Raw genomic sequence first — 26160 nt, forward strand, 5'->3', positions numbered from 1 at the left:
ATCAGTCCTCCCCGTCCTCGCCCAGCGCGTCCCGCCAAGCGGGGGTGGCCGGGGCGTCGCGTGCCGTGTCCTCTTCGTCGTCGCGCAGCACCTCTGGTCCGAAGATGCGCTCCCAGTCGAGTTCGAAGCCCTTCAGCTCCGGCACGTTGCTGCTGGGTTCCGTGAAGGGCGCCATCGCCTTCATCACATGCCGGTTCATCTTCAGCCGCGCCGCGTTCGCCGCCTCCAGGACGCTGGCGGCCAGCTCCTGGGGAGACATGTCCCGGTACTTGTTCTCCAGGAACTCGATCCCGGACAGTTCACCCTGCGGGCCAACCGTGGCGCGGACCGCCCGGTCGGAGGAGAGCACGGCGAACGACGCCTGCCGCAGCTCGCGTTCGGTGCGCGCGACCGCCTCCTGGGCGGCGTGGAGTTCGGCCATCGCCTTCTCCAGGCGCTTCTCCAGCGGTTCCGTCACGCCCGCTCCTGCCTTCCGCGTCGGTCTCCGCGCGTGTCCGGACGTGGGGTCCGTACGCCCGGTCGTGCCTGCCGGTCCGTCAACTGCCCTGCTGATCTTGCCCGGTGAGGCCCCCGCTGTGGAAGCGGGGACCGCGTGTGATGCGTCTCGGCGCGGTGCTCAGGCCGCGGCCGTACGGTGCTCACCGTCCGATGACGGCCGGTGTGCCGCCCTCTTCGGTACCCCACACGTCGGCGTCCTCCTCCAGGTAGTCGGAGGTGGTGGCTCTGTTGCGGCCCGGCTCCGCCTCCTCCTCGGGCGCGTCCCCGCCGGTGGTCGCGACCCGGGAGGCCGGGGCGAGGAAGGTGTCGTCGTCCTCCTGGCGGTTCCACGGGCTGCGCCGGCGGCGGTTGCGGCGCTCGCTCTCCTCGGCCGCGTCGACCAGGACGGCCCGCACGCGCTCGCCGTTGCCCTTGTCGCCGCCCGCTCCCATGCCGCCGGCGCCCATGCCTCCCATCGGCATGCCGGGGCTGCCGGGCATGCCGGGTGCGCCGGGGGTTCCGGCTGTCGCGGCGGGGGCCAGGGGGCTGCCCGCGCTGTCGGCGGCACCGTCCGAGAGGGGATCGGCTCCGGTTCCGCCGGTGCTGTCCGCGGTGAGGTAGCTCTCCCCGACGCCGCCGCCCGATGCCCCGTCACCCGCCCCGCCGCCGACGCCGAGGTCGGAGAGCGACAGGTCCTGGGTGGAGGTGCCGCCGCCGGTGTCGTCGAGGCCGCCGATGCTCTCCAGATCACCGAGGCCGTCGAGGATGTCCGAAGCATTCCCGCCGCCCTGCGAGTTGAGATCGTGCAGGTCCACCCGCTCGGTGTTGCCCTGCGGGTCGGTGACGGTGGCGATGCCGGTGTCCGGGTCGATGACCTGCTTGCTGCCGTCGGGGAACTCCGTCGTCAGCATCCCGTTGTCGAGGCTGGTCTTCGAGCCGTCCGGGTTGGTCACCGTCGCACCGTGGGTGAGGTCGGTGGTCGTGGTGGTGCCGTCCGCGTTCGTGCTGGTGAGCAGACCGCTGTCCGGGTCGAAGCTGATCCTGCTGCCGTCTCGGAAGTCGGTGGCGATGTCGCCGTCGCTGAGCTGGGTGGTGCCGCCCGTCGGGGTTTCCAGGCCGGACCGGTCGGCGTTGAGGTCCCCCAGGTCGCCGAGGTCGGTCTCCGACTGCGTGGGCAGGTCGGAGTTGATGTCGCCGAGGTCGCCCAGGTCCCCGTTGATGTTCTGGCTGTTGAGGTCGCCCAGGTTGCCGAGGTTCTGGGTCGTCGTGGTGCCGTCGGGGTCGGTGGTGCTGACCTGACCTGTCGAGGGGTCCACGGTCTGGACGCTGCCGTCGGGGAAGGTGGTCGTCAGCTTGCCGTCGTCGCCGAGAGACGTGACCGAGCCGTCCGGGTTGGTCACCCTGGTGCCGTCGCCCAGGTCCTGCGTGGTGACGCTGCCGTCCGGGTGGGTGGTGGTGAGCACCCCGCTGTCCGGATCGAAGCTGGTGCTGCTGCCGTCCGGGAAGTCGGTGGTGAGCTTGCCGGCGTCGAGCTGGGTGTTGCCGCCGGTCGGGGTCTTGACGGGGCCGCCGGCGGTGTTCAGGCCGCCGAGGTTCCCCAGATCCTGGGTGACCGCGTCGTTGGCGGCGTTGTTCGTGCCGCTCGGCCCGCCGTTCACGGGACCGAGGTTGCCCAGACTCGTGATGCCCGGGGGCGGGGTGGACGTCAACGCCTCCTGGTCGCCGCCCTGCCCGTTCACATCACCCAGGTCGCCCAGGCTCTCCGTGACCGTGGTCGGGTTCAGCAGGTCGTCGATGCTGCCGAGGTTCTGCTCGGTGACGGCGTTGGGGTCGTTGATGCCGCCGAGGCTCTCCTGCATGGCCTTGGCCTGCTCCTCGGCCTCGCGCTTGGCCTCCTCCTGCTCACGCCGCTGCTCCTCGCGCAGCTCGTCCTGGTACTTCCTGTCCTCTTCGCGCTGCTGGTTCTGCTCGTTGCGCAGGTCGTCCTGGAGGCGCTTGTCCTCCTCGCGCTGCCGGTTCTGCTCCTCGCGCAGCTCGTCCTGGTACTTCTTGTCCTCCTCCCGCTGCCGGTTCTGCTCCTCGCGGAGCTCCTCCTGGTACTTGCGGTCCTCCTCGCGCTGCCGCTCCTGCTCCGCGCGCAGCTCGTCCTGGTACTTGCGGTTCTCCTCGTTCTGCCGGTTGATCTCCTCCTGCTCCTCCTTGGCCTTCTTCTCCTCGTACTCCTCGGAGGCGGTGCTGGTCGACTTCGGCTTGGGCACGTTGTCGGAGAAGTCGTCGCCCAGGTCCAGGAAGTGGTTGTTCAGGTTCGACTGCACCTCGGCGGCGGGCTTGCCGAGGTACTCGTTGACGCCCTGGCTCCAGATCTTGACGGCCTTGTCGCCGACCTTCGCCCAGTTCGCGATGTCGGTGAGGTCGCCGTACTCCGGATGCACCTGGGTGAAGCCGGCCTGCGGGCTGTGGCTGACGGTCGTGGTGTAGCGGGAGGTGTAGGACTTGATGTCCGTCTTGGCGACGTTGTTGGCGTCCACCCACTGGGCGAGGTCGTCCAGGACGTAGCGCAGGACCTGGTGGGGGTCGTAGTACGGGGACTTGGCCCAGGCGAGCCATGCCTCCAGCAGCTTGTTCGCGGCGTCCTCGAGGTACTTGCGGCCCAGCGACAGGGCGCGGGAGTACACGGTGCCGCCGGTGCCGGTCCCGTCGCCGGCTCCGGGGCTCTCGTTGAAGGTCTCGACGTAACTGTCGTAGTTCTCGCGGATCTTCTTCAGCAGGCTGCGGAAGACCTCCGCCGCCTCGCCCTTCCAGCTCGCGTCGTCCCGGCCGAAGCGGTCCTCCCAGTCCTTCAGCACCACCGCGTGGTCCTTGAAGAACTTGGCGGCGAAGTCGAAGGACTCCCCCGTGGTGTTGAAGGAGTTCAGGTCCACCACGTCGGCCCCGGGCACGCCGAGGTTGCTGAACCGGGCGTCCGTGGTGTTGCCGCCCAGCAGGGCGAGGAGTGCCGCCCGCGGCCCGTTCATGTACCGGGCGAGCGGGATCGTGCTCATCTTGTCCTTGTTGTAGTCCGTGAATTCGTTGCCCTCACGGACCTGTGCGTCATGGACGTTGTCCGAGCCCGGCCCGGCGAAGATGATCTCCTCGCCCGCCTTCACCCGGCCCTCGAAGACGATCCGGGCCTGCATGATGGAGCGCTTCTTGCCGCTGTCGAAGAACCAGATGTCGTAGTCCTCGCCCTTGTTCGTCAGGAACCCGGAGTCCTTGACGAGCACGGAGAGGCTGCGCTCGGGGATGTCCATCCGGAACAGCTTGCCGCCGTGGTCGGAGCGGAGCGTGTCGAAGACGGTGTTGCGGTCGGGCACCGGATAGCCGGTGATGTGGGTGACCAGGGTGGCCCAGGTATCACTCGACGGGTCGCCGGCGTTGTCGAACTTGTCGAGGTTGGCGACGGAGTTGGGATCGTACCGATCGGCCACCGGGCGCCCTTTCTATCGGAGTGGGTCAGGACTCGTCGTCCGGGTCGCCGGTGCCGCCGGCGGTGAGGGTGTCGACCTCGTCGAAGGTCTGCAGGAGCGTCTGGGCGTCGATCGCGTCGAGGTTCTTGTCCTTGGTCTTGTTGGCCTCTTCGATCGTCTCGGTGAGGGCCTCCTTCAACTCCTTGAAGAGGTCCATCTGGTCACCGAGGAGCTTGTCGATGGCCTCGGCCGCGGTGCGGATGTCCTCGATCAGCTTCGGTCCCGAGACCAGCGGCTCGGTCACCATCCTGCCGATGCGCAGGAGTTGCTTGTCCTGGGCGAGGTTGTCCGGTGTGGTGTGCCCGTCGATGAGGTGGCCGAGCGGACGGATGTGGGACCCGTCGCCCTCCTCCTTGTGCTTCTTCGCGGCGGTGTAGACCGGCTGTACCTCGTTGTCCCGGAAGTTCTCCATCTGCTTGAGGTCGAAATGCTTGACGTCGGCCTTCTCACCGGCCATGGGACGCACTCCTGACGCTTGGTGCCGGACGGGGTGACGGGGCCCGGCGGCCGCCCCGCGGGCGGGCGACGGCCGGGCCTGCGGCCCGCGTGCGGGGTGGACGCGGCGGGCCGGTCCGGAGATTCCCGCCCGCTCCACACGGTGTCCGTCGCGACGGCACGGCCGCGTCGGTCGAACCCTCGACGGAGGGAATCTCCGGCTGTGCCCCTAACGGGCCCGCACGGTCCCCCAGTTGTCGGCGCTCTTGCGCTCGTCCCGGGAGTGGTTGTCGTGGATGGTCTGGATCAGCTCGCCGTTGTCGCCGAGGAGCTGGGCCATGTTCTTGGTGGCCTGGTCCCACTCCGCCTGGACCTGGCGGTACGTCTCCTGGTCGGAGCCCTCCCAGGAGGTGACGAGCGGCTTCAGCTCGTCCTCCAGGTTGTTGAGGGTGGTGATGATCTGCTGGGTCTGGGCCATCAGTTCCTCGATGGCGTTGCGGACCACGGGGTACTGCACGTCGATGATGCCGTCGGCCATGACGTCTCCTCTCGGACGGCCGGGCGCCGGGCCCGGGAAGCTCAAGGGATCCGGCCTCGCCGTGACGGGGCCGGTGCTGCGGGTGGGGTCAGCGCAGCGCTTCGAAGACGCCCTGGCTGGTCTTGCTGTTGAGGACCTCGGTCAGGTCCTGGTTCTCCTGCGCCAGTCGGTTGGCGGAGGTCACGTTCTCCTGGAGCGCGTCGACCATCTTGCTGATCTGGATGACGACCTTCTGCGCCTCCGCGTTCCAGCTGCGGAAGAGCTTCAGCAGGGCCTGGCCCTCGTCGCCGCCCACGCCCGAACGCGCGGCGATCTCGGCGACGTTGTTCTGGATCTTCTCGACCTGGCTCCGGGCCGACTCCAGCGAGGAGACACCCCCCAAGCCCTTGGCATAGTCCGCTTTCCTCGCGGCGCTGTCCGCCATGTCGCGCTCCCTTCGTTCAGCCCTGTCTCGTCGCAGAGTTGCTCGCTGAGGCTAAAGAGAAGCCGGCGTTCCGCGCAACGCACACAGGGAAGATTTGAGCTTCGGTCAGTTCGCTTCAGAATTCTTGCGTGGCACGGGAGTTGTGCCGAGGTTTCGGCGATATGAACAAGCCTCACCGACGGGGCGGACACCCGGGCGCGCACCGTCCGTCAGGCAACGCGAGACGGGCAAAAAGCGGGCACGCGGGGACGCCGAACGGGCGCGGCGAAGAGCCGAATCCGGCATTGCAAGCGCTTCCCCGGGATTCCGCGGGCACAGCCCGGCCGAAATATCTGAGCTTTGTTTGAGGTTCCCTCATGTTCCGTCCCGCGATGGCTCCGTGGACTTCACACCAGCGTCCCCGACTTTGGCTCAATACTTCTGTTGGCCCCGCCCTTTTCCTATTCGTCGGCACCGAATGCGTCCCTTGCCGTGATCAGCGTCCGGTGTCCGCCTTGTCCGCAATGGCGCTCACCGTGCCCGTCTCCCGCTCCGTGTCGGCGGCGCACCGCGGAGCGGTCACCCTGGGCTCGGCGGAACCGGACGCGGCGGCGGGGTCGAGGTCCGCTCCGGTCGGGAGAGCGGCGAGCAGGGGTGCGGGCACGGAGGAGATGTCCGCGGTCTCGTACCCGAGGGCGGCCAGTGAGTTCTTGGTGGAGACGCGGTACTTGACGCCGTTCTCCGCCACCAGATAGGTCGTCCCCGCGTGGGCGGCGCCGCTGGCGTTGAGGGCCCGCACCAGGGCGCCCCGGCCGGGCCGGACCACCGTGGCGTCGGTCGGGACGCAGGCCGGCTTCAGCGGCTGCGCGGTGCCCTCCGACACCGCGACCGGCGCGAGCCGGGTCAGCGGCACCAGCACCGAGCGGATCCGGACGCCGCCGTCGTCGCCGTCGACCTGTGCGCACAGCGCGGTGCCTTGGGGCGCGGACTGCGGGACGGGGGGTGCGTCGGGCAGCTCCGCGGAGGCGGTGGTGTCCTGGTCCTCGGCCCGGTGTTCGCGCAGCGCGTCGGCGCCGAGCGTACGGACCTCGGGCGAACGCCCCTGGTAGGCGTCCTTCTGGGTGGCGGGGTCGCCCAGGACGAGGGCGGCGCCGAGGCGGGTCAGCGGTACCAGGCCGTCCTGGCGCAGCAGGTGGTAGGTGCTGTCGCCGCCGGGGACGCTGACCTTGAACAGCTGGCCGATCCGGCTGGCCTCACCGCCGAGTTCGGGACCGGCCTCACCCCGCCCCTCGACCGCGGGCGGCTTCAAGACGGGCCCGGGGGCCAGTGCGTCGAGGAAGGCCGCCGAGACCGGCATCGGCTGTTCGGAGCCGTAGCCGAGGGCGTTGCGGGCGTCCGACTCTCGGTCCAGCGGCAGCCGGCTGCCCCGCCACACCAGGTACTCGGTGTCGTCGGGCCCGATCACCAGCACTCCGCGGTCGCCGGCGATACCGCTGGAGCCCAGCGGCGCACCGGCGACCACGGTGGTCGCCCCGGGCTTCTCCACCCCGGTGCTCGCCACGGCGCCGGAGGTGTCCGGCAGCGCTCCTTGCGGTCCGGTGACGCACATGTGCCAGGCGCCGTCGTCGAGTTGGCCGGGCTCGGGCACCGTGTCGGGGACGCCGGGGATGCCGGCCGGGGCGCCCACCGGGACGTCCCGCAGCGAAGCGGTGGCGACGTCCACGGTCTCCAGGTCGGAGCCGCCGATCAGCCGCGCCGAGGCGTAGTTGCGCACCGGATGCAGCACGCCGTCGGTGTTGGTCCACAGGTAGCGGGCGCCGGTGTCGCGGTTGACCACCAGGTGGGCGTCGTCACGCCAGGCGTCGTTCCCGCCGGGGCGCAGCAGGCCGTAGACGGTGGCGCCGGCACCGACCAGGACGGTGACCAGTACGCCGAAGACCACGCCGCGTGTGGTGCGCCCGAGCGGGCTCTCCGGGGCGTCCGGGTCGGCCATCAGCAGGCCCGAACTGAGCCTGCCCATCATGAAGCTGTGGGCGTGTACCTGGTCGCGTTTGGACTGCACGGCCTCTCCTAGTCGTTCTTTCGCCGCGGTGCGGGTGTACTCAGCCGAACAGGCCGCGCAGCCAGCCGAAGAGTCCCGCCACCCACAGGCTCAGCGGCAGCAGCGCCACGGCGATGCCGGTGTGCGCGATCTCCGCGGCCCGGCCCCAGTACGGCAGCATGCGACGCCCCGGCACCGTCCAGGCGGCGATCACCAGCGCGGCAGCGGCGCCGAGCAGCACCGCGAAGACCACCAGCCGCCCGTCGCCCTCGCTGTCCACCGCCCAGCTGCGGGCGAGCAGGAGCAGCCCCCAGATGCCGGGCACCGCGAGGGTCAGCCGCTGGCCGATGTGCACCAGGCCCCGGGAGTGCAGAAGCAGCAGCAGGCTCAGTGCGAGCGCGGTCAGCACCTCGGGCAGGTTCGGGCCTTCGGCGAGGACGACCAGGGCCGCCGCGGCGATGATCCCGGTGACGGCGAACAGCGCGGTGACCCACCGTCCGGCCAGTTCGGTGCGCTCGGCGACCTCGCTGCCGGCGTAGGGCTCGATGCCCTCCTGGAGCTGGCTGGCGGAGGAGGGCAGGGCGGGCATGCGCATCCCGGCCAGCTTGAAGGCGAACGGTGCCACCGTCCCGGCCGCGAGCACGAACACCGTGGCCACCAGCGCCACCGACGCCGGCACGTCCAGGTCCGTGTATCCGATCAGGGCCCCGGACAGGGCGATGGCCACCGAGACGACCGCGGTTCCCAGCAGTGCGGGGGCGCCGACCGCGGTGGCGGCCAGTGCCAGGACCGCGCCGCCCGCACCGGCCGCCCCTGCCGCGAGCAGCCGCGCGCCCGCGACCTGGGCGGCGTCCGGGCCGGTCAGGTCACCGCCGGGCAGCACCCAGCCGGCCAGCGCCAGGCACGGCGCGACCAGCAGGCCGAGCGCGGTCGCGGTCAGACGGTCGCCGACAGCGCGGCTGGCGGTGCCCGCGCCCGCGAGCAGCAGCAGCCCCGCGACGGCGGCGCAGGCGGCCCGCACGGAGCCGGAGCCGGCCGCTCCCGGCCAGAACACCAGCACCAGGGCGGCCACGACCGTCGCCACCGTGGCGCCCACCAGCAGCCCGCGGGCCGCCTCGGGGTGCCAGGTGTGCAGCCTTCGGCCGGCGGTGTCGGCTATCCCGTCCACCAGGTCGTCGAGCCGCGCCTCGGGCAGCGCCTCGGTGTGCGGACGCAGATAGAGCACGTCCCCGTCGGCGAGCCCGGCCCGCGCGAGGGTCGTCTCCTCGTCGAGGGGGGCGTCACCCAGCCGCTGGAGCACCCAGCCGGCGTGGTCCAGTCCGGCCTCCTCGGCCTCCTCGCCGACATAACGCAGCAGCGTGGGCAGCAGATCGGCGACCGGCACGTCGGCGGGCACGGCCAGATCGACGGAGACGCTCGGCGCACGTACGGTCAGGCGGCACAGTTCGGCCACCGCGCTGTCGGTCATCAGCTGAACTCTCGTCTTCCGTGGGGGTTTTGACAGGAGGACTTCCCCGCGAGCGGGGCAGTGCGAAGAGTACGGAAGGTCCACACGGGCCAGAACAGGGGGGTCGGACAGGGGAATTACGTCCGTACGCCCGCCAACCACCTCTCCCGCGTGGACAGGTCGCGTTACGTGAATGCACACTACTGCCTACGCTCGCCGGAACGTGCTGGGGACCGGGCTCCTTGTCCGGTATGCAGTTGAATGGTGGGAGAGTTGACCGTTCCCTGCTTTCCGCTCACAACATTCATCCGGCGTTCACCGCGTACCCGGGTCCCCGGAAAATGAGCGCGGTGCGGTCTTTCCGGCTACCGGGTGTCCCGGTATTCGGCGCGGGCCGGAAAGCCAGTGAAACCGGAGGTTCTGTTCCTTGAGTGTGGTGCTGTTTCGCCGGCCGGCCCGCAGGCGCGGACCGGAGATGCCCGAAGGGCAATTGACCCTCCAGGAGCCCCCGGTCCTCGCCGAGACGGTGCCCGACACCTCGGCGATATGGACCTATCTGCCGATGGCGCTGATGTCGGTGTCGATGATGCTGATGTTCCTGCGCCCGGGCGGTGGGAACGGCGTCTTCATCTACCTGGCGATGGGTGTCATGGCGCTCTCCGCCGGCGCGATGCTGCTGGGCCAGCTGATGCGCCGCTCCAGCGAGCGCAAGCAGCGCCTGAAGGGCGAACGCCGCGACTACCTCCGCTATCTGGCGCAGACCCGCAAGCGGGTCCGGTCCACCATCGTGGAGCAGCAGCGCGCGCTCGCCTGGCGCCACCCGGAGCCCTCGTCCCTGCGTTCGCTGGCCCGCACGTCCCGGCTGTGGGAACGCCGCCCGGCCGACGAGGACTTCGGCGAGGTCCGGCTCGCGGTCGGCGAGCAGCAGCTCGCCCTCACCCTCAACCCGGTCTCCACCCGCCCGGTGGAGGACCTCGAACCGCTCTGCGCGCACGCCCTGCGCCGCTTCATCCGCGCCTACTCCACCATCCCCGAGCAGCCCCTCGGCCTGTACCTGCGTTCCTCGGCGCGGATCATGCTGCGCCCCGAGCAGGAACCGGACGGGCAGCCGGCAGCGGCGTCCGGGGAGCCCGGGGGCGCCGACCACGAAGTCGTACGGGCGCTGGTGCGCGCCGCTCTCGGCCAGCTCGCCGTGTTCCACGCGCCGGAGGAGCTGTGGATCGCCCTCTGCGTCAGCGACGAGCGACGGGCCGACTGGGAGTGGGTCAAGTGGCTGCCGCACGCGCTGCATCCGCACGAGGAGGACGGCGCCGGCCAGGTCCGCCGGATCACCGCCGACCTCACCGAGCTGGACGACCTGCTGGGCGCCGAGTTCGCCGAGCGCCCGGGGTTCGACCCGGACGCCCGCCCGGCTCGTGACGAGCCGTACACGGTCGTCGTCCTGGACGGCATCACCGTCCCCGAGGGCCACCGCTGGGAGGGCCACGGCTACCGCAACGCGGTCGTGCTGGACGTCTCGGGCGCGCTGCGCTGGCGGCCCGGCCGCAACACGCTGCGGCTGACCGTGGGACCGGACCAGGTGAACCTGGTGCGCACCGACCGCAGCCGCAAGGAGCGTTCGGTGCCGCTCGGGCGCCCGGACCGGCTCGGCCCGCTCGGCGCGGAGTCACTGGCCCGGCTGCTCGCCTCGCGCCGGATCAGCCTGGGCACCGACATCGCGCAGCCGCTGGACACCGACGTGGAGCTCACCACCCTCCTCGGCATCCCCGACCTGCACCGGCACGACACCAAGGCCCTGTTCGCACGGCACACCGGTTCCGCCCGGCTGCGGGTGCCGATCGCGGTCGGCGTGGACGGCCGCCCGGTGGAGCTGGACATCAAGGAGTCCGCGCAGGGCGGCATGGGCCCGCACGGCATGCTCATCGGTGCCACCGGCTCCGGCAAGAGCGAACTCCTGCGCACGCTCGTCCTGGGCCTGGCCCTGACCAACTCCTCCGAGACCCTGAACTTCGTCCTGGTCGACTTCAAGGGCGGCGCCACCTTCCTCGGCCTGGAGGAACTGCCGCACACCTCCGCCGTCATCACCAACCTGGCCGACGAAGTCGCCCTGGTGGAGCGCATGCAGGACGCCCTGCACGGCGAACTCATCCGCCGCCAGGAGCTGCTGCGCGCCGCCGGCAACTACACCTCGGCCCTGGAGTACGAGCGCGCCCGCGCGGGCGGGGCCGACCTCACCCCGCTGCCCAGCCTGTTCGTGGTCGTCGACGAGTTCAGTGAACTCCTCTCCGCGCACCGCGAGTTCATGGACCTGTTCGTCATGATCGGCCGCCTCGGCCGCTCCCTAGGCGTGCACCTGCTGCTGGCCTCGCAGCGCCTAGACGAGGGCCGGATGCACCAGCTGGAGAGCCACCTGTCGTACCGGGTCGGCCTGCGCACCTTCTCGGCCATGGAGAGCCGGGGTGTCCTGGGCGTGCCGGATGCCTACGAACTCCCGGCCCAGCCCGGCAGCGGCTACCTCAAGTCCGGTGTGGAGGCGCTGACGCGCTTCCGGGCCGCCTACTCCTCCGGCACGTACCGGCGCCGTACCGGCGCGGTGGTGCAGGCGCGCGTCGCCAGCCAGGTGGTGCCGTGGACCAGCGGCTGGGTGGTGCCGCGCACGCTCGACCCCACGCCCGCCCCGGAGCCGGAGACCGAGGAGACCGGCGACGAGGAGACCCTCCTCGACGTGGCCCTCGACCGGCTGCGCGACTCGGGTCCCGCCGCCCACCAGGTGTGGCTGCCGCCGCTGGACGAACCGTCCCCGCTGGACGTCCTGCTCCCCGGTATCGCTCCCGACCCGGAGCGCGGCCTGAACGCCGCCGGCTGGTCCGGGACCGGCAGGCTGCGCGTCCCGGTCGGGCTCGTCGACAAGCCCTTCGAGCAGCGCCGTGACCCGCTGATCGTGGACCTGTCCGGCGCCGGCGGCCACGTCGCCATCGCGGGCGGCTCGCAGAGCGGCAAGTCCACCCTCGCCCGCACCCTGATCGCGGCGCTCGCGCTCACCCACACGCCGGCCGAGATCCAGTTCTACTGCCTCGACTTCGGTGGCGGTGGCCTCTCCCAGTTCGCCGCTCTCCCCCACGTGGGCGGTGTCGCGGCGCGGCTCAACCCGGAGCGGGTGCACCGGGCCGTCGCCGAGGTGATGACGCTGCTCGCGCGGCGTGAGCAGTTCTTCGTCGACCACACCATCGACTCCATGCAGTCCTACCGCCGCCGGCGCGCCTCCGGGGAGTTCCCCGACGAGCCGTTCGGCGACGTGTTCATGGTGGTCGACGGCTGGTCCACGGTCCGTCAGGACTACGACGACCTGGTCCCGAAGTTCAACGAACTCGCCGCCCGCGGTCTGAACTACGGCATCCATCTGCTCATCACCACCACCCGCTGGGTGGAGTTGTCGGCGCAGGTCCGCGACCAGGCGGCGACGCGCCTGGAGTTGCGGATGGGTGATCCGATGGACTCGGAGATCGACACCCGCAAGGCCCGCTCGGTGCCGCGCAGCGGCGGCCGGGGCATCACCGCCGACAGCAAGATGCACTTCCTGGCCGGCCTGCCCCGCCTGGACGGCAGCGGCTCCCTCGAGGACCTCGGCGACGGCGTCGCCCACCTGGTCGGTGAGGTGGCCAAGCACTGGTCAGGACCGGTCGCCCCGCAGGTCCGGATGCTGCCGCACCGGCTGCCGCTGGCCGAACTCCCCGCGCCCGAGGCCACGGAGGGCGGCGGCATGCGCCTGCCGCTCGGTATCGACCAGGACGCCCTGGAGCCGGTGTGGCACGACTTCAGCCGCACCCCGCACCTGATCGTCGTGGGCGACACGGAGAGCGGCAAGACCAACCTGCTGCGCCGCGTCACGGCGGGCATCACCGCCCGTTACGCCCCCCACGAGGCGAAGATCATCGCGGTGGACTACCGGCGCACGCTGGTGGACGGGATCCCGGAGGAGTACCGCATCGGGCACGTCATCTCCCTGGACAACCTCAAGGAGACGATCGACGGCGCGGCCCGCGCGATGAAGACCCGCGTCCCCGGCGCGGACATCGCCCCCGCCCGGATGCGCAAGTGCGACTGGTGGACCGGCCCGCGGCTGTTCATCCTGGTCGACGACTACGACATGGTGTCCGGCAACTCCTTCCAGAGCCCCTTCGAGCCGCTCTTCGAGCATCTGACCCTCGGCTACGAGATGGGCCTGCACGTGATCGTCGCGCGCAGCGCCATGGGCGCGGGCCGGGGTCTGAGCGACGCCCTCATCCGTCGCATCGACGAGGCGAACAACCCCGCGATCCTGCTCTCCTGCCCGCCCACCGAAGGCCGCCTCTTCGGCAACGCGAAGCCGGTCAACCTGCCCCCGGGCCGCGCCCTGCACATCGCCCGCCGCAAGGCGCGGCTGATGCAGACGGCGCTGGTGGAGCAGGACGCCGGACAGGAGAGCTGAGACGGCGGGACGGTGCGTGGACGGCGGGGGTCATCCTGGATGGCCCCCGCCGTCGACGTGTGTCGGGGGGGCGCCCGGCGCGGGTGGACGGACGTCCGAGCGCCCCAGGGGTGCACTCGGGCGTTCAGCCGCGCGTGGCCGACGCCGGGCTTGCCGAGGGCGGGCCGGGCACAGGCGTTCATGCGGGTGACGGCACCGATCCTTCTCGGCGCCCCCCGGACGTCCGGGCCCTCCGTGGAGGCCTCGTAGCGGGCGCCCGCCTCAGTCCTCCGCCGAACCCCCCGCACGCGCCGGGCGCCAGCCCCTCGCGCGGGCCCGGGGCAGGGTGAACGCGGCCCACAGGACGGTGAGTACGGCGGCGGAGCCGAGGATGACGAAGAGGGTGGCTCGGTCGGTGGCGTCGTCGGCGTCGGAGGTGTCGCGGACGGCGACGTGCTCCGCGGCGCGGTCGGTGCCGCCCGCCGCGACGGGGTCGCCCAGGACCGTGGTCACGGCGGCGTAGGCGTCCAGTTGAGGGATGTCGGCGGGGTAGGCCGTGGCGGTCAGGCGGTGCGTGACGGCGTCGGGTGAGTCGTCCGGGTGCGCGGCGAGGACCACCGCGGCCGCGCCGGCAGCGTAGGCGGCGGCCACGGAGGCGCCGGCGCCGAGGTAGTGGCCGTCACCGCGCGGGCCCCCGGACACCACACCGGCCCCCGGAGCGGCCAGGTCGATGCCCGTGGTGGGCAGGGCCCGGTCCGGGCGGAGGCCGCCGGGGAGCATGTCGGCGACCGAGAGGACTCCGGGTTCGCCGGCCGGCCAGTACACGCGGGCCGGGATCTCGTCGGTGCCGCCCCGGGTCGGCGGGTCGGGGGTGGCCGCGGCGACCACGATGGCGCCCGCCCGGCGGGCGTCGGCGACCGCTCGGGTCAGTTCCGTGTCCCGGCGCGGCAGGGCCACCGTGACCGCGATGACGCCGGCCCCGGCTTCGGTGGCCTCGCGGATCGCCGCCGCGACCAGTGCCGGGCTCGCCTCGCCGCGCGTGTCCGTGCCGCGCAGGGCCAGGATCCGCGCGCCCGGGGCGACTCCCGCAAGACGCGCGGCGCCCTCGCCGGACCCGGCGATCAGCCCGGCCAGGAAGGTGCCGTGTCCGACGCAGTCCTCGGCGGCGGAGCCGTCGGCGGTGACGCGGCCGTCGAGTCCGTCGGCGTCGGGGGCGACGCCGGTGTCGATCAGGGCGACGGTCACACCGGTGCCGACGCCGTGGGCGTGCAGCCGGTCCAGGTCGAGGCGCTGGCGTGACCAGTCCTGCTTCTTCGCCTGCTCCCGCGAGGCGGCGGTGCACTGCGCGTCCGCGTCGAGTGCGGAGGGCATCGCCGGAAGCTCCTGGCCCTTCTTCCCCTCGGCCGCGGGCATCCCCGAGAGGGGAGCCGGATGCGCCGCGGCGGCGGTGGGCAGCAGCAGAGCGGCGGCGAGTCCGGCGCCGGACAGCAGACGGGCGGCCCCCTGGGCGTGCGGCTTCACAGTCCGGCCGCCTTCGGGGCCGCGGCCACGTCCTCGGGGATGAGGATCCGCAGGTCGTCCAGGGTGGGCGCGGCCAGCGAACTGAGCCGCCCCGCCTGGCGGGTGACCATCGATTCGAGCACCTGCCGGGCGAGCCGCGCGTTGCCGAAGGAGCGGTCCCGGGGCAGTGCCTCGAAGTACGACTTGAGCACCGGGCCGGTGCCGGGCCCGCACTCGTAGCCCATGCTCGCGGCCTGTGCGCGCACGATGGTGACCAGCTCCTCGGAGGAGTAGTCGGCGAAGGTGATCCGTCGCGGGAAGCGGGAGGACAGCCCGGGGTTGGAGGCGAGGAAGCGCACCATCTCGTCGGTGTACCCGGCGACGATGACGACGACCTCGTCGCGGTGGTCCTCCATCAGCTTCAGCAGGGTGTCCACCGCCTCCTGGCCGAAGTCGGCGCCGCCGCCCTGCGGGGTGAGGGTGTACGCCTCGTCGATGAACAGCACCCCGCCACGGGCCCGTTCGAAGACCTCGCGGGTGAGCTGGGCGGTGTGGCCGATGTAGCGGCCGACCAGGTCCGCGCGGGCCGCCTCCACCAGCTGGCCCCGTTCCAGGATGCCGAGCTGGGTGAGGATCTCGCCGTAGAGACGGGCGACGGTCGTCTTGCCGGTGCCGGGCGGGCCGGTGAAGACCAGATGGTGGCTGAGGGAGGGCACCGGCAGCCCGGCCGCGGCGCGATGGCGGGCGGTGGTGATGAGGTTGACCAGGTCCGCGACGTCGCGCTTGACCTCGGCCAGGCCGATCATGTCGCCGAGGCGGGTCAGCGGGTCGTCCTGCGCCGTGCCGGACTCTGCGGCCTTCGCTGCGGCGGTGGCGGACACGTCCTCCGGCAGCAGCAGCCGCAGGTCGTGCTCACCGACCTGCGTCTGCGAGGCGAGCCGGACGGCCTGCCGGTCCACCATCTCCTCGAACACCCCGCGCGCGGCACGGCCGTTGCCGAACCCGGCGTCCCGGGGCATCGCCTCGAAGTGCGCGGCCAGCGCGGCCGCGGTGCCCTCCCCCAGTTCGTACTGGTGCTGGGCGCACATGTTCTCCATGATGGCGACCAGTTCGGGCACGGAGTAGTTCTCGAACTCGACGGTCCGGGAGAAGCGGGAGGCCAGGCCGGGGTTGGAGCCGAGGAAGGACTCCATTTCGCGGGAGTAGCCGGCCGCGACCACGACCACGTCGTCGCGGTGGTCCTCCATCAGCTTCAGCAGGGTGTCCACCGCCTCGCGGCCGAAGTCGGCGCCGCCGTTGCCGCTGTCCGCGGTGAGCGTGTACGCCTCGTCGATGAACAGCACGCCGCCGAGGGCCCGTTGGAAGGTCTCGGTGGTCTTGATCGCGGTGCCGCCGACGACCTGCGCGACCAGGTCGGCGCGGGAGACCTCCACGAGATGCCCGCTGCGCAGGGAGCCCAGTTCGGCGAGGATCGCCCCGTAGAGGCGGGCGACGGTGGTCTTACCGGTGCCCGGGGGGCCGGCGAAGATCAGATGTCTGCTCATCGGCGGTGCGGACATGCCGAGTTGCTCGCGGCGCTGCGCGAGCTGCGTCAGGTTGACCAGGGTGCCGACCTGCTGCTTGACGTTCTCCAGGCCGATCAGCGCGTTGAGGGCGCCGAGCGGGCCGTCCACGCGGTCCGGTGCGGGTCCGTCCGCGGCGCCGGAACCGGCCGGGTCGGTGTTCTCGGCGCTGCCGCTGCCCCAGGCGTCCCGCTTGCCGTTGCCGGCGCTCTTCAGGCCGTCCACGGCGAGCCGTTCGCCGGGGGTCGTCTGCACCAGGCCGCCGCCCTCGTTCTCCCGGGCCAGGCAGTTCACGACCGAGACCGGTGCGGTGGACTCCACGCGGAAGCCGTCCTGGGCGCCGCCGGAGACCTCGCAGCCGCTGAGTGAGGCGAGCGCGCCCTCGCGGAGCAGGAAGCCGTGGCCCTGAGGCGCGTGCACCGTGGTGCGGTTGGCGGTCAGCTCGCCGCCGGCCGCGACGACGACGCCTTCCTCGGCGGATATCTCGATACGGAAGTCGCGGACGGTGACGTTGCCGCCGTCCTCCACGATCAGGCCGCTGGTGGCGGTGTCGGAGACCCCGCCACCGGCCAGGTAGAGGGTGCTGCCGGAGGCGACGCGCACGCCCGCGCCCTTGGGCCGGACGATCTCGCAGTCCTCGGCACGGCCGCGGGCGTCCTTGCCGGCCGTGATGCCGTCGCCGGAGGGCTCCACGAGCCGTGCCCGGCGCAGCAGCGGGTTGGCGCCGCCGCGCACCGAGACCGCGGGCGAGCCCCCGATCACCTCGAGGCGGTCCAGTTCCGGCGCCGAGTCCTCCTCCAGGAGCAGCCCCGTCTGCTCGCAGTCACGCACCGTCAGGCCGGTCAGGGCCGGCGACGCGGCTCCCGCGACGCGGAGCGCCGCGCCCTGCGCGCCGTCCACCCAGCAGTCCTCGAAGGTGCCGCGCGCCCGGTCGGTGACCAGCACGCCGTGGCCCCGGGTACGGGAGACGCGGCAGCGGCGCAGCACCGGATCGGTGCCCCCGGCCAGCGCGATGCCGTTCCCGGAGGCGCCGGTGACGCGGACGTCCTCCAGGGTCGTACGGCCCGCGCTGCTCAGGTGCACTCCGGTGCTGGTGTCGTGCACGACGGTGCGCACCACCGTCAGGGAGCAGTTCTGCTCCAGGGCGATGGAGGGCTTGTCGGTGGAGGAGATGTCGCAGTCCTCGACGCTTCCGGTCGCTTCGCCGTTGGCGAGCAGGCCGTTGCCGCGGGCGGCGCGCACGGTGCAGCCGCGCAGACGGGCCTCGCCCTGTTCGGCGAGGACCAGGCCGCTGGTGCCCAGATGCTCGAACGTGCAGGACTCCACAGTGGTGGGCGTGGTCGAGGTGACGACGATCCCGGCGCCCTGCGGGTTGCTCACCCGGCAGTCCCGCAGCGCGAGGGATCCGGTGCCTCCGGCCAGCACCGCGGTCCAGGCGGCACCGACGATCTCGCAGCCGTCGAGCGCGGCCTGTCCGCGCCGTACGTCCACGGCGGGCAGCTCGGCGTCGCCGCCGCGCAGCGTCAGCTCGGAGAGCATCACGGCGTCGGCGCGCAGGGCCAGCACGCTGCCCGAACGTGGCCGGATCTCGACCGTGCCCCGGCCCTCGGCGGCGGTGAGGGTGACCCGGGTGTGGATCACCAGGTTCTCCGCGTACGTCCCGGGCCGGACGCTGATGAGCGCGCCGGTACGGGCAGCCGAGAGTGCCTCACCGATCGTCCGGTAGCGGTCCCGGTCGCCGGGACCGACCGTCAGTACCTGGCGCGACACGCACCAACCTCCTTGCTAGGGCAACGTCTTCAGCGGGCGCCCCCGTGGGCGCGTGTCGGCGAGCCGACGGTGCCATCATGCCCCGCTGCCGGGGCGGTCAGGTGCCGGGAGCGACGCTCTCGGCCTGAAGGCGTCTGGCGCGCGGTCAGACGCTCCACTTCTGGTTGTCGGTGCCGGCGCAGGTCCACAGTTGCAGCCAGGCGCCGTTGCCGGTGTTGTTGTCCTTGATGTCGACGCACTTGCCGACGACGGTGTTGACCAGGTCGTGGCGCTCGTTCAGGACGAACTTCTGGGCGGCGTTGCCGCTGCACCGGGCGATCTGGATCGGGGTGCCGTCGTTGTAGTTCGCGTTGGCCACGTCCAGGCACAGGCCCTGGATGCGCATGGTGCCGTCGGAGGCGAACTGCCACTTCTGCGCCACGCCGTTGTTGCAGTCCCACACGAACAGCTTCTTGCCGTCGCCGAAGTCGGCGTTCGGTACGTCGAGGCAGCGGCCCGAGAGATGGCTGCGCAGGGAGACCGGGGCGCTGAACGTCACACCCGAACCGGGGTTCGCGGGCTGGTCGTCGCCTCCGCCGGCCTGCTCGCCGCCGCCCGACTTCGCGGGCTGGTCGTCCCGGTCCGCGTCGCCCTTGGGCTGGTCCTTCTCGCCGTCCTGCTTCGGCGTCTCCTTGCCCGAGTCCTGTGCCGCGCCGCCCCCGGGAGCCCGCTTCACCGGCTTGTCGGGCTTGGCGGAGGTCTTCTTCCCGTCGTCCGGGGCGCCGGAGTCGGGCTTGGTCACCACGAAGTCGCCGGGCGCCTCCTGCGCCCCGCCACCGAGCACGGTGCCGCCCGCAGGGGCCGCCTTGGCGTCCTTGTCGTCGCCCCCGGTCAGGACGAGGAACGGCACCGACACGAGCAGCGCCCCGGCGACCGCGGCCCCGGCGAGCACCGCCTTGCCGGGCCGCCCCACGTGAGCGGCCTGCTGCTGCGGCCGGTCGATGGCGGTCGCGGTCATGGTCCGCACGAGAGCGGGCAGCCGGCTCTTGGCGGCCGCGGCCGCACCTGGATCGGACTCGGAGTCGCTGTCGGAATGAGGCTCCGCCGCGGACTCGGACCGATTGCCGGGCCCGGCACCGCTTTCGGGAGCGGCCTCGGACTCCGACCCGTTGCCGGGCGCCGTACCGCTCTCGCGAGCGGGCTCGGACTCGGACCGGCTGCCAGGCGCCGCACCGCTCTCAGGAGCGGCCCCGGGCTCGGCCGTACGGCCCTCGGCGGCGGCCGGGGCCGTTCCTTCGGCCTCGGCAGTCGTTTCGTCGGTGCCGGATCCGGCTGCGGCGACCTCGGTTTCGGCGTCGGGCTGAGGCTGGGCGACGGTGGCGGTCGGGGCCGTCTCCTCGCCGGCGGAACCGGACTCCGCCCGCGGGGTGGTGGGGGTGGGCTGGGCCGGACGCGTCACGGGGTCCTCCCTGTGGTGTGGGGCCAGGGTTCAGAAGAGCTGTGGGTCCGGACCTCGGAGGAGGCCGCGGGCGCCCGCTCGGTCTCCGGCTCGGGCACGGCGTCGAGGAGCCTGTCCGACGGGACGAGCAGGGGTGCGGCGGCACCGGCGTTGACCATCAGCATCGCGCCGGAACCGCGCAGCGATCGTGCCAGTTCCTGGGCCGGGACCGTGTCATGCCGAAGTGCCGCGGACATGAACTCATGCGCCGCTGAGGTGAACGAGAGGATCACGGGTGCCCCGTCCAGCCCGGCGGCCGTGAGCGGTCCGCCGTCCGGCCCGCGCACCACGGTGATCTCCGCTTCCGCGAGCGCCGCGCACGCCTCGTCGACCGAGCCGTAGCCGGTGGCCGCGCGCTGCGCCGCCGCGTCCACCGGGTCGGTGGGCTCCGGCCAGCCGAGCACCCTGCCCGAAGGCCGGTAGGCGGGATTGGGGCGGTAGTTGCCGACCTCCCCGCTCTCGTCGGACTGCCACTCCCCCAGCACCGCCCATTCCGGCGGCGTACGGTCGTGGGTCCACTCCGGGTCCACCATCCCGATCCAGTGGCCGGGCGCCCGGCGGGCGGCGTCCCGTACGGCCTCGGGTATCTCGGGGGGATCGGTGGCCCCGGCGTCGTCGGCGCCGGGTGGCTCGGCGGCCGCCGGGCCGGAGCTGCCGGGCACCGTGGACGGGACGTCGTGCCCGCCCTCCTGCCGTTCTCCGGGGCGCATCTCCACCTGAACTCTTCGGTCAGTACGAACACTTGGGTGCCGACGGCGTACGCGCACGCCGGCGATGATCAGATCGGAAGCCCCAGGATGCCACACGCGTCCCGTCCGTAGCGGGGCAGGCGAAGTCCGAATCGCGCCACGGCGTGCCCGTTTGCTGCCCGGGTCGGGGACTTTCCGGGAGCAGCGCGGCCGGAGTGGACAAAGCGACGGGAGAGTTGGGGGAGGTGGTCGGTTGATCGCCGCCGGTACGGGCTAAGTTGGGCCGTACGGGAAGACCTCGTACCCGGCACGTCGTCGGATCCGCCCGCGGCCGCCACCGCGGCGGGTCGGCGCACCTCGACGACGGCGACCGGGGCGGACCGGTCCGTCCCGGCGAGCGTCCGACCAACGCCCGCCGGGCTTCCCGGAGTTCGTCCAGCCGACCACTGCACGGGCCCCGGCCATCACCGACAGCTCCGCCACCGAGGAGGAGTACCGCATGTCCCCCCAGCACCCCACCCCCGACGCGAACGCGGAGGCGGCCGCCGCCCGCGCAGGGGGTACCGGTTTACCGCCCGCCCCCTCCGCACCGGACGAGCCGGTACCGGGCCAGGGCCCCGCCGCGGAGGCCGAGTCCGGGGGCACCGGCACGAAGGCCGGTACGAACGGCGCGGAGTCGAACACCGCAGGCGGGGAGTCCGGCACGAGCAGCGCTCAGCCGGACCCTGCGGGCGGAGAGTCCGGCGCCAGCGGTCCGAAGCCCGGCGACGCGGACGGGGACGCCGGCACCAGCGGAACGAAGCCGGGCTCCGCGGACGGGGAGTCCCGCGCGGCGACGGCGGAGTCCGGCACCACCGGGCCCGGGGAAACCACCCCCACGCCGACCTCACCCGAGGCGGCAACCGACACCGCCGAGACACCCGAGGCACGCGTCGCCGTGGCGGCGGCCGTCGCGACCACGCCGCCGAACGCCAGGACCACCACCGGTGTGGGCAGCGGGCGCCCCCGCAAACCGATCCTGGCGGGTGCGGCGATAGCCGGAGCCGCGCTGATAGCCATTCCGCTGCTGCTGACCGGCAGCGCGAAGGACGACGGGCCGCCCGACTCCGCCAAGGGGCTGGCCGCGGAGGGCTCCGACACCGTCCTGAACCCGACCTCCGCCCCGGCCGCTCTCGACGACTACGTGGCGGAGAAGCCCAGCCCGTCGCCGAAGAAGGCGAAGGCGACGAAGAGCGCGCCCTCGAAGGTCACCGCTCCCCAGCCCGCCGCACCCGCGCCGGAGTCCAGCCCGAGCAGCAAGCCCACGACGAAGCCCAAGGCCAAGCCCAAGCCGAAGCCCAAGGCGACGCCGAAGCCGAACTGGAGCACCGAGACCGTCTACGCGACCAGCGTCCTGGAGGTCAACCAGGCCTGGACGACCAATCGCATCCGGATGGTCATGCAGACCGACGGCAACCTCGTCGTCTACAACGAGCAGGGCAAGCCCATCTGGGCGTCCATGACCTTCGGCACGAACCACCGGGCGATCTTCCAGCAGGACGGCAACCTGGTGATCCACAATGGCGAGGACCGCCCGATCTGGGCCTCCCAGACCTGGGGCCACGAAGGAGCCCAACTCGTCCTGCGCGCGGACGCCAAGGTGGTCATCGTGCAGAACGGCGCGGTGCTCTGGTCGACCTGACGTCCCGGATGGAGTCGAGGTGAAGGTAGTTCTGTTCGGGGCCTCCGGCATGGTCGGGCAAGGCGTTCTGCGCGCGTGCCTGGAAGAGCCGGAGGTCACCGAGGTCGTCGCCGTCGTACGGCAGCCGCTCGGCAAGAGCGCGCCGAAGCTGCGCGAAGTGCGGCACGGCGACTTCACCGATCTCACGCCGATCGCGGGAGACCTCTCCGGGGCGGACGCCTGCTTCTACTGCCTCGGCGTCTCGTCGGTGGGCCGCAGCCACGAGGAGTACGAGAAGATCACGTACGACTACACGCTGGAGGCCGCGCGGGTGGTGGCGGCCGACAATCCGCACGTGACGTTCGTGTACGTGTCGGGGGAAGGCACCGACAGCACGGAGCGGGGACGCGTCTTCTGGGCCCGTGTGAAGGGCCGGACGGAGAACGCGCTGATGGCCATGGACATGCACGCGTACGCCTTCCGGCCCGGATGGATCCAGCCCGTCCACGGGGAGACCTCCGCCACGCGGTGGTACCGGCTGGCGTACCGCCTCACGTCCTGGCTGTATCCGCTGCTGCGCCGGGTGACGCCCCGCTACGTGACCAGCACCGAGCACCTCGGGCGGGCGATGATCGCCGTTGCGCGGCTCGGCGGTTCGGGACCGCGGGTCCTGCGAACGGACCGGATCACCCGCCTCGGCACGTAGGTCTGCCGCGCACCCGCGGCGGCCGGCGTGTTCCCGTCGTGGTCCGCCCCGAGTTGCGCGTGCGCCGGTCAGTCCGTCGCGAAGGAGGCGAACATGTCGAGCAGCGGCTGAGGAGCCCGGTCGTTGAAGATCGTCTCCAGGCCCTGCGCCGACTCCCGGGCCGCCTCCTCGCTGCGCGGGAAAAGCGCCTTCTCGTAGGCCGTCAGTGCCGCCTCGGTGTCCCCGGGGTGCGCGGCGAGGGCCTGCCCGAGTTCGGCGCCGTCGATCATCGCCAGGTTGGCGCCCTCCCCCGCGAAGGGGGACATCAGGTGGGCCGCGTCGCCCAGCAGGGTGACACCGGGGGTGCGCTCCCAGTCGTGCCCGACGGGCAGTGCGTGGACGAGCCGGGGGACCGGCGAGCCGTCGCACTCGGTGATCAGCTGCCGCAGGCCGGGCGCCCAGTCGGCGAAGCACTCCAGCAGAGCGGCCCTGACCGCGTCGGGGTCGGTGAAGTCGAGGGTGGACAGCCAGTGTTCCGGGGTTCGCAGGGCGGTGTAGACGTGCAGACTGCCGTCCGTCTCCCGGTGGGTGAGGAAGCCCTTGTCGTCGCCCAGGGCGAAGCACATGCCGCCGCCGGTCAGTTCGGCACATTCGGGATGGCGCGCTTCGGCGTCGAGGAGATCGAGTTCGACGAAGGAGACACCGCTGTACTCGGGGGTGGCGTCGGAGACCAGCGGCCGGATCCGGGACCACGCGCCGTCGGCGCCGACGAGCAGGTCGGTGGTGAGGACGGTTCCGTCGGCGAGGGTCACCTCGTGCCGGCCGGCGCCGAGCGGGCGCGCGCCGACGACCTTGCTGTTCCAACGGATCGTGTTCTCCGGCAGCGAGCGGAGCAGGATCTCCCGCAGATCCCCGCGGTCGATCTCCGGGCGGCCGCCGGTGCCGTCGTCCGCCTCGTCCAGCAGGACGCGGGCGCGCTTGTCGAGGACCCGCATCGCCTGCCCGCCGGGGTGCACCTTGGCGCGGAACTGCTCATGGAGCCCGGCGACGCGCAGCGCCGTCTGACCGGTCTCCTCGTGGAGGTCGAGCATGCCGCCCTGGGGGCGCGTCTGCGCACTCTCCTCCAGGTCGAGGACGACCGCTTCGAGGCCGTTGACATGCAGTACGCGGGCCAGCGTCAGGCCGCTGAGGCCGGCGCCGACGACGAGGACGGGGTGGTGAGTGGTGGTGGTCATGGTCGGTCTACTTTCTCCTCGGTACGGGTCCGGAGTCCGGCGGCTCGTGACGGCTCGCGTCGGCGCGGGTGCCGCCTTCCGGTGTGGGGGTGGTCAGGGTCCCCTGGATGACCGAGCGGAAGATCCACGTCAGACGCTCCTGCGGGGTGCCGGACACGAGCGCGTCGCCCACCGCGGCGATCCGCGGATGTGTCTCGGGCGAGACCGTGAGCAGGGTCGTCGTGAGGGACCGGAACTCGTCCTCGGCGGCGCTGTCGCGGTCCCGGGCGGACTGCTCGGCGGCGGTTGCGGTCGCCACCTGCAACAGGACGTCCACGCCCCAGGCCGCTTGCGTGTCGGGGACCCCGCCCTCGTGCAGAAGGGCCAGGATCGCCTCGACCAGCGCCAGGTAGTGGGGGCCCGAGGGACGGGCGACCAGCGCGGAGTGCGCGAGGCTGGGATGCTCGAACAGCACCCGCGTGTAGGAGCCGAGCACGGCGATGAGCCGGTCGGTCCACGCGCCGTCGCCGTCCACCGGCGTGAGGTCGACGACGCCGAGGAGGTCCTCCAGGATCGCGGCGTGCAGCTCGGCCGTGTTGGCCACGTACACGTACAGCGACGCCGGCCCGGTGTCGAGTTCCTGAGCCAGCCGCCGCATGGTGACGCGCTGAAGCCCTTCGGCCTTCATCAGACGTACGGCGGTGGCGACGATGCCCTCGTAGGTGAGGGCGGGCTTGGCGGGCCGCTCGCGGCGGCTGCGTGGGGTGGGGGTTCCTTCGGGCACCCTCACACCGTAACGAACATGTTCGTCACGAACAAGTTCGTCACGCCGAGCGGACGTCGCGGATTACGGATTGGCCTATACCAAAGCCTTGACAGGGCATTTCTGGCGCTTCTTAAATCATGCTGTGAAATAAGTACCTGGCATGCACACACCACATCCCTCCATCCCCCACACGCCGCTCGCCGGCGCAGGAGACGACATGCCTCACCACCCAGGACGCCGGCTCGGTGCCTCACCGATCAGACGGCTCGCGGTACGGCTTCTGGCAGGACTCGCGATGATGCTGGGGCTCACGGTCGCCCCGACCACCGCCGCTCCCCCGGCCTCCGCAGCGCCCCAGGCCGACCCGTTCAAGGTCATCGCCTTCTACAACGGCACGTGGGACGCCGCCCACATCGACTTCGTCAAGGAAGCCAACGAGTGGTTTCCGCGCACCGGCGCCCAGAACGGCTTCACCTACACCGCGACGACCAACTGGGACCTGCTCGCCAACGGAGGCGTGAACGACTACCAGGTCGTCCTCTTCCTCGACGACGCACCGCAGAGCGCGGCCCAGCGGGCCGGATTCGAACGGTACGTGCGGGCCGGCGGCGGCTGGATGGGCTTCCATGTCTCGGCGTTCACGACCGACGCCGGTTCCTGGCCCTGGTACTACAACAGCTTCCTGGGCAGCGGGAACTTCCGTTCCAACACCTGGGGCCCGACCACGGCCGTGCTGCGCACGGAGGACCGCACGCACCCCTCCACCACCGGTCTTCCCGCCACGTTCACCTCGGCGGTCAGCGAGTGGTACAGCTGGTCCAACGACCTGCGCACCAACCCGAACATCAAGATCCTGGCGTCGGTCGACCCGTCGAGCTTCCCCCTGGGCACCGACCCCAACCAGTCCTGGTACAGCGGCTACTACCCGATCCTGTGGACCAACACCCAGTACAAGATGCTCTACGCGAACTTCGGCCACAACGCCATGAACTACGAGACCAACACGCGGTTGTCGTCCACGTTCGCCAGCGCCACCCAGAACCGCTTCCTCATCGACGGGCTGAAGTGGCTCGCCGGCGCGAGCGGCACTCCCACGCCCACCGATCCGATCTCGGACACCGCCTGGTACTCCCTGAGCAATGCCGCGAACGGCGCCTGCGTCGACGCCAGGGCGGCGGCCACGGCCAACGGCACCGCGATCCAGCAGTACACCTGCAACCAGACCCAGGCCCAGCAGTTCCAGTTCCGTCCCACCGACAGCGGCTACTCGCGCATCGCGATCCGGGGCAACCCCCAGCAGGTCGTCGACGTCACCGGCGTCTCGACCGCCGACAACGCGCCGTTGCAGCTGTGGTCCTACGGAGGCGGCGCCAACCAGCAGTGGCGTCCCGAGCGGGAGGCGTCGGGGAGCTACCGCTTCGTCGCCCGGCACAGCGGCAGGTGCCTGAGCACCACGGGCAGTTCGGCCAACAGTGTGCAGCTGGTCCAGCGGGCCTGCGACAACTCGGCCGCGCAGTCCTTCCGGCTCACCGAACAGCCCTGA

At 71.9% G+C, this 26160-nt stretch carries 17 protein-coding genes; 4 read left to right on the top strand and 13 right to left on the bottom strand.

Translation table 11 applies throughout. From position 1 onward, the window contains the following. Position 1: 1 nt before the first annotated feature. The 7 genes from ACGFW6_RS08550 to eccD form a co-directional block, all read right to left on the bottom strand. Positions 2 to 457, bottom strand: coding sequence for a YbaB/EbfC family nucleoid-associated protein (locus ACGFW6_RS08550; protein WP_393506046.1), 456 nt, complete (start codon positions 455 to 457; stop codon positions 2 to 4). Positions 458 to 638: 181 nt separating this feature from the next. After that, positions 639 to 3944, bottom strand: coding sequence for an AAWKG family protein (locus ACGFW6_RS08555; RefSeq protein ID WP_393506048.1), 3306 nt, complete (start codon positions 3942 to 3944; stop codon positions 639 to 641). Between the two features lie 25 nt (positions 3945 to 3969). Further along, positions 3970 to 4440 (bottom strand): type VII secretion system-associated protein, encoded by a 471-nt coding sequence (locus ACGFW6_RS08560; protein ID WP_030955146.1) that lies wholly within the window; start codon positions 4438 to 4440, stop codon positions 3970 to 3972. 207 nt (positions 4441 to 4647) lie between these two features. Beyond that, positions 4648 to 4956, bottom strand: a complete 309-nt coding sequence (locus ACGFW6_RS08565; RefSeq protein ID WP_393506050.1) for a WXG100 family type VII secretion target — start codon at positions 4954 to 4956, stop codon at positions 4648 to 4650. A gap of 88 nt (positions 4957 to 5044) precedes the next feature. Further along, the gene (locus ACGFW6_RS08570; RefSeq protein ID WP_389438984.1) at positions 5045 to 5380 is read right to left on the bottom strand and encodes a hypothetical protein; all 336 of its coding nucleotides are present in this window, start codon (positions 5378 to 5380) and stop codon (positions 5045 to 5047) included. A 475-nt stretch (positions 5381 to 5855) separates the two neighbouring features. Beyond that, positions 5856 to 7421, bottom strand: a complete 1566-nt coding sequence (eccB, locus tag ACGFW6_RS08575) for a type VII secretion protein EccB (RefSeq protein ID WP_393506052.1) — start codon at positions 7419 to 7421, stop codon at positions 5856 to 5858. A 40-nt stretch (positions 7422 to 7461) separates the two neighbouring features. Continuing rightward, positions 7462 to 8868, bottom strand: a complete 1407-nt coding sequence (eccD, locus tag ACGFW6_RS08580; protein WP_393506055.1) for a type VII secretion integral membrane protein EccD — start codon at positions 8866 to 8868, stop codon at positions 7462 to 7464. A 454-nt stretch (positions 8869 to 9322) separates the two neighbouring features. On the opposite strand from eccD, the gene eccCa reads away from it, so the two are divergent. Then, positions 9323 to 13315, top strand: coding sequence for a type VII secretion protein EccCa (eccCa, locus tag ACGFW6_RS08585; protein WP_393506058.1), 3993 nt, complete (start codon positions 9323 to 9325; stop codon positions 13313 to 13315). A 261-nt stretch (positions 13316 to 13576) separates the two neighbouring features. On the opposite strand, the gene ACGFW6_RS08590 is transcribed toward eccCa, so the two are convergent. The 4 genes from ACGFW6_RS08590 to ACGFW6_RS08605 form a co-directional block, all read right to left on the bottom strand. Beyond that, entirely contained in the window at positions 13577 to 14815 is a 1239-nt protein-coding gene (locus ACGFW6_RS08590) for a S8 family serine peptidase (RefSeq protein WP_393506060.1), read from the bottom strand. Next, positions 14812 to 18126 (bottom strand): right-handed parallel beta-helix repeat-containing protein, encoded by a 3315-nt coding sequence (locus tag ACGFW6_RS08595; RefSeq protein ID WP_393506063.1) that lies wholly within the window; start codon positions 18124 to 18126, stop codon positions 14812 to 14814. Before ACGFW6_RS08595 ends, ACGFW6_RS08590 begins: the two co-directional genes overlap by 4 nt. A gap of 145 nt (positions 18127 to 18271) precedes the next feature. Next, positions 18272 to 19564 (bottom strand): ricin-type beta-trefoil lectin domain protein, encoded by a 1293-nt coding sequence (locus ACGFW6_RS08600; RefSeq protein WP_393506065.1) that lies wholly within the window; start codon positions 19562 to 19564, stop codon positions 18272 to 18274. Next, on the bottom strand, positions 19561 to 20313 hold the full coding sequence (locus ACGFW6_RS08605) for a type VII secretion system-associated protein (protein WP_393506068.1): 753 nt from the start codon (positions 20311 to 20313) through the stop codon (positions 19561 to 19563). The genes ACGFW6_RS08600 and ACGFW6_RS08605 overlap by 4 nt, the downstream gene beginning before the upstream one ends. Positions 20314 to 20791: 478 nt before the next feature. Between ACGFW6_RS08605 and ACGFW6_RS08610 the strand changes: the two genes are divergently transcribed. Together ACGFW6_RS08610 and ACGFW6_RS08615 are read left to right on the top strand one after the other, a co-directional pair. Further along, complete coding sequence (locus ACGFW6_RS08610) at positions 20792 to 21973, top strand: mannose-binding protein (protein ID WP_393506071.1); 1182 nt, start codon at positions 20792 to 20794, stop codon at positions 21971 to 21973. A gap of 19 nt (positions 21974 to 21992) precedes the next feature. Continuing rightward, positions 21993 to 22658 carry an NAD(P)H-binding protein gene (locus ACGFW6_RS08615; RefSeq protein WP_393506074.1) on the top strand — a complete coding sequence of 222 codons (666 nt, stop codon included), beginning with the start codon at positions 21993 to 21995 and terminating at the stop codon, positions 22656 to 22658. Between the two features lie 68 nt (positions 22659 to 22726). On the opposite strand, the gene ACGFW6_RS08620 is transcribed toward ACGFW6_RS08615, so the two are convergent. After that, the gene (locus tag ACGFW6_RS08620) at positions 22727 to 23872 is read right to left on the bottom strand and encodes an FAD-dependent oxidoreductase (protein WP_393506077.1); all 1146 of its coding nucleotides are present in this window, start codon (positions 23870 to 23872) and stop codon (positions 22727 to 22729) included. 7 nt (positions 23873 to 23879) lie between these two features. After that, positions 23880 to 24635 (bottom strand): TetR/AcrR family transcriptional regulator, encoded by a 756-nt coding sequence (locus tag ACGFW6_RS08625; RefSeq protein WP_393506080.1) that lies wholly within the window; start codon positions 24633 to 24635, stop codon positions 23880 to 23882. Positions 24636 to 24834: 199 nt separating this feature from the next. Between ACGFW6_RS08625 and ACGFW6_RS08630 the strand changes: the two genes are divergently transcribed. Then, positions 24835 to 26160, top strand: coding sequence for a ThuA domain-containing protein (locus tag ACGFW6_RS08630; protein ID WP_393506083.1), 1326 nt, complete (start codon positions 24835 to 24837; stop codon positions 26158 to 26160).

This window comes from Streptomyces sp. Y7, from assembly GCF_043195415.1.
Lineage (GTDB): Bacteria > Actinomycetota > Actinomycetes > Streptomycetales > Streptomycetaceae > Streptomyces.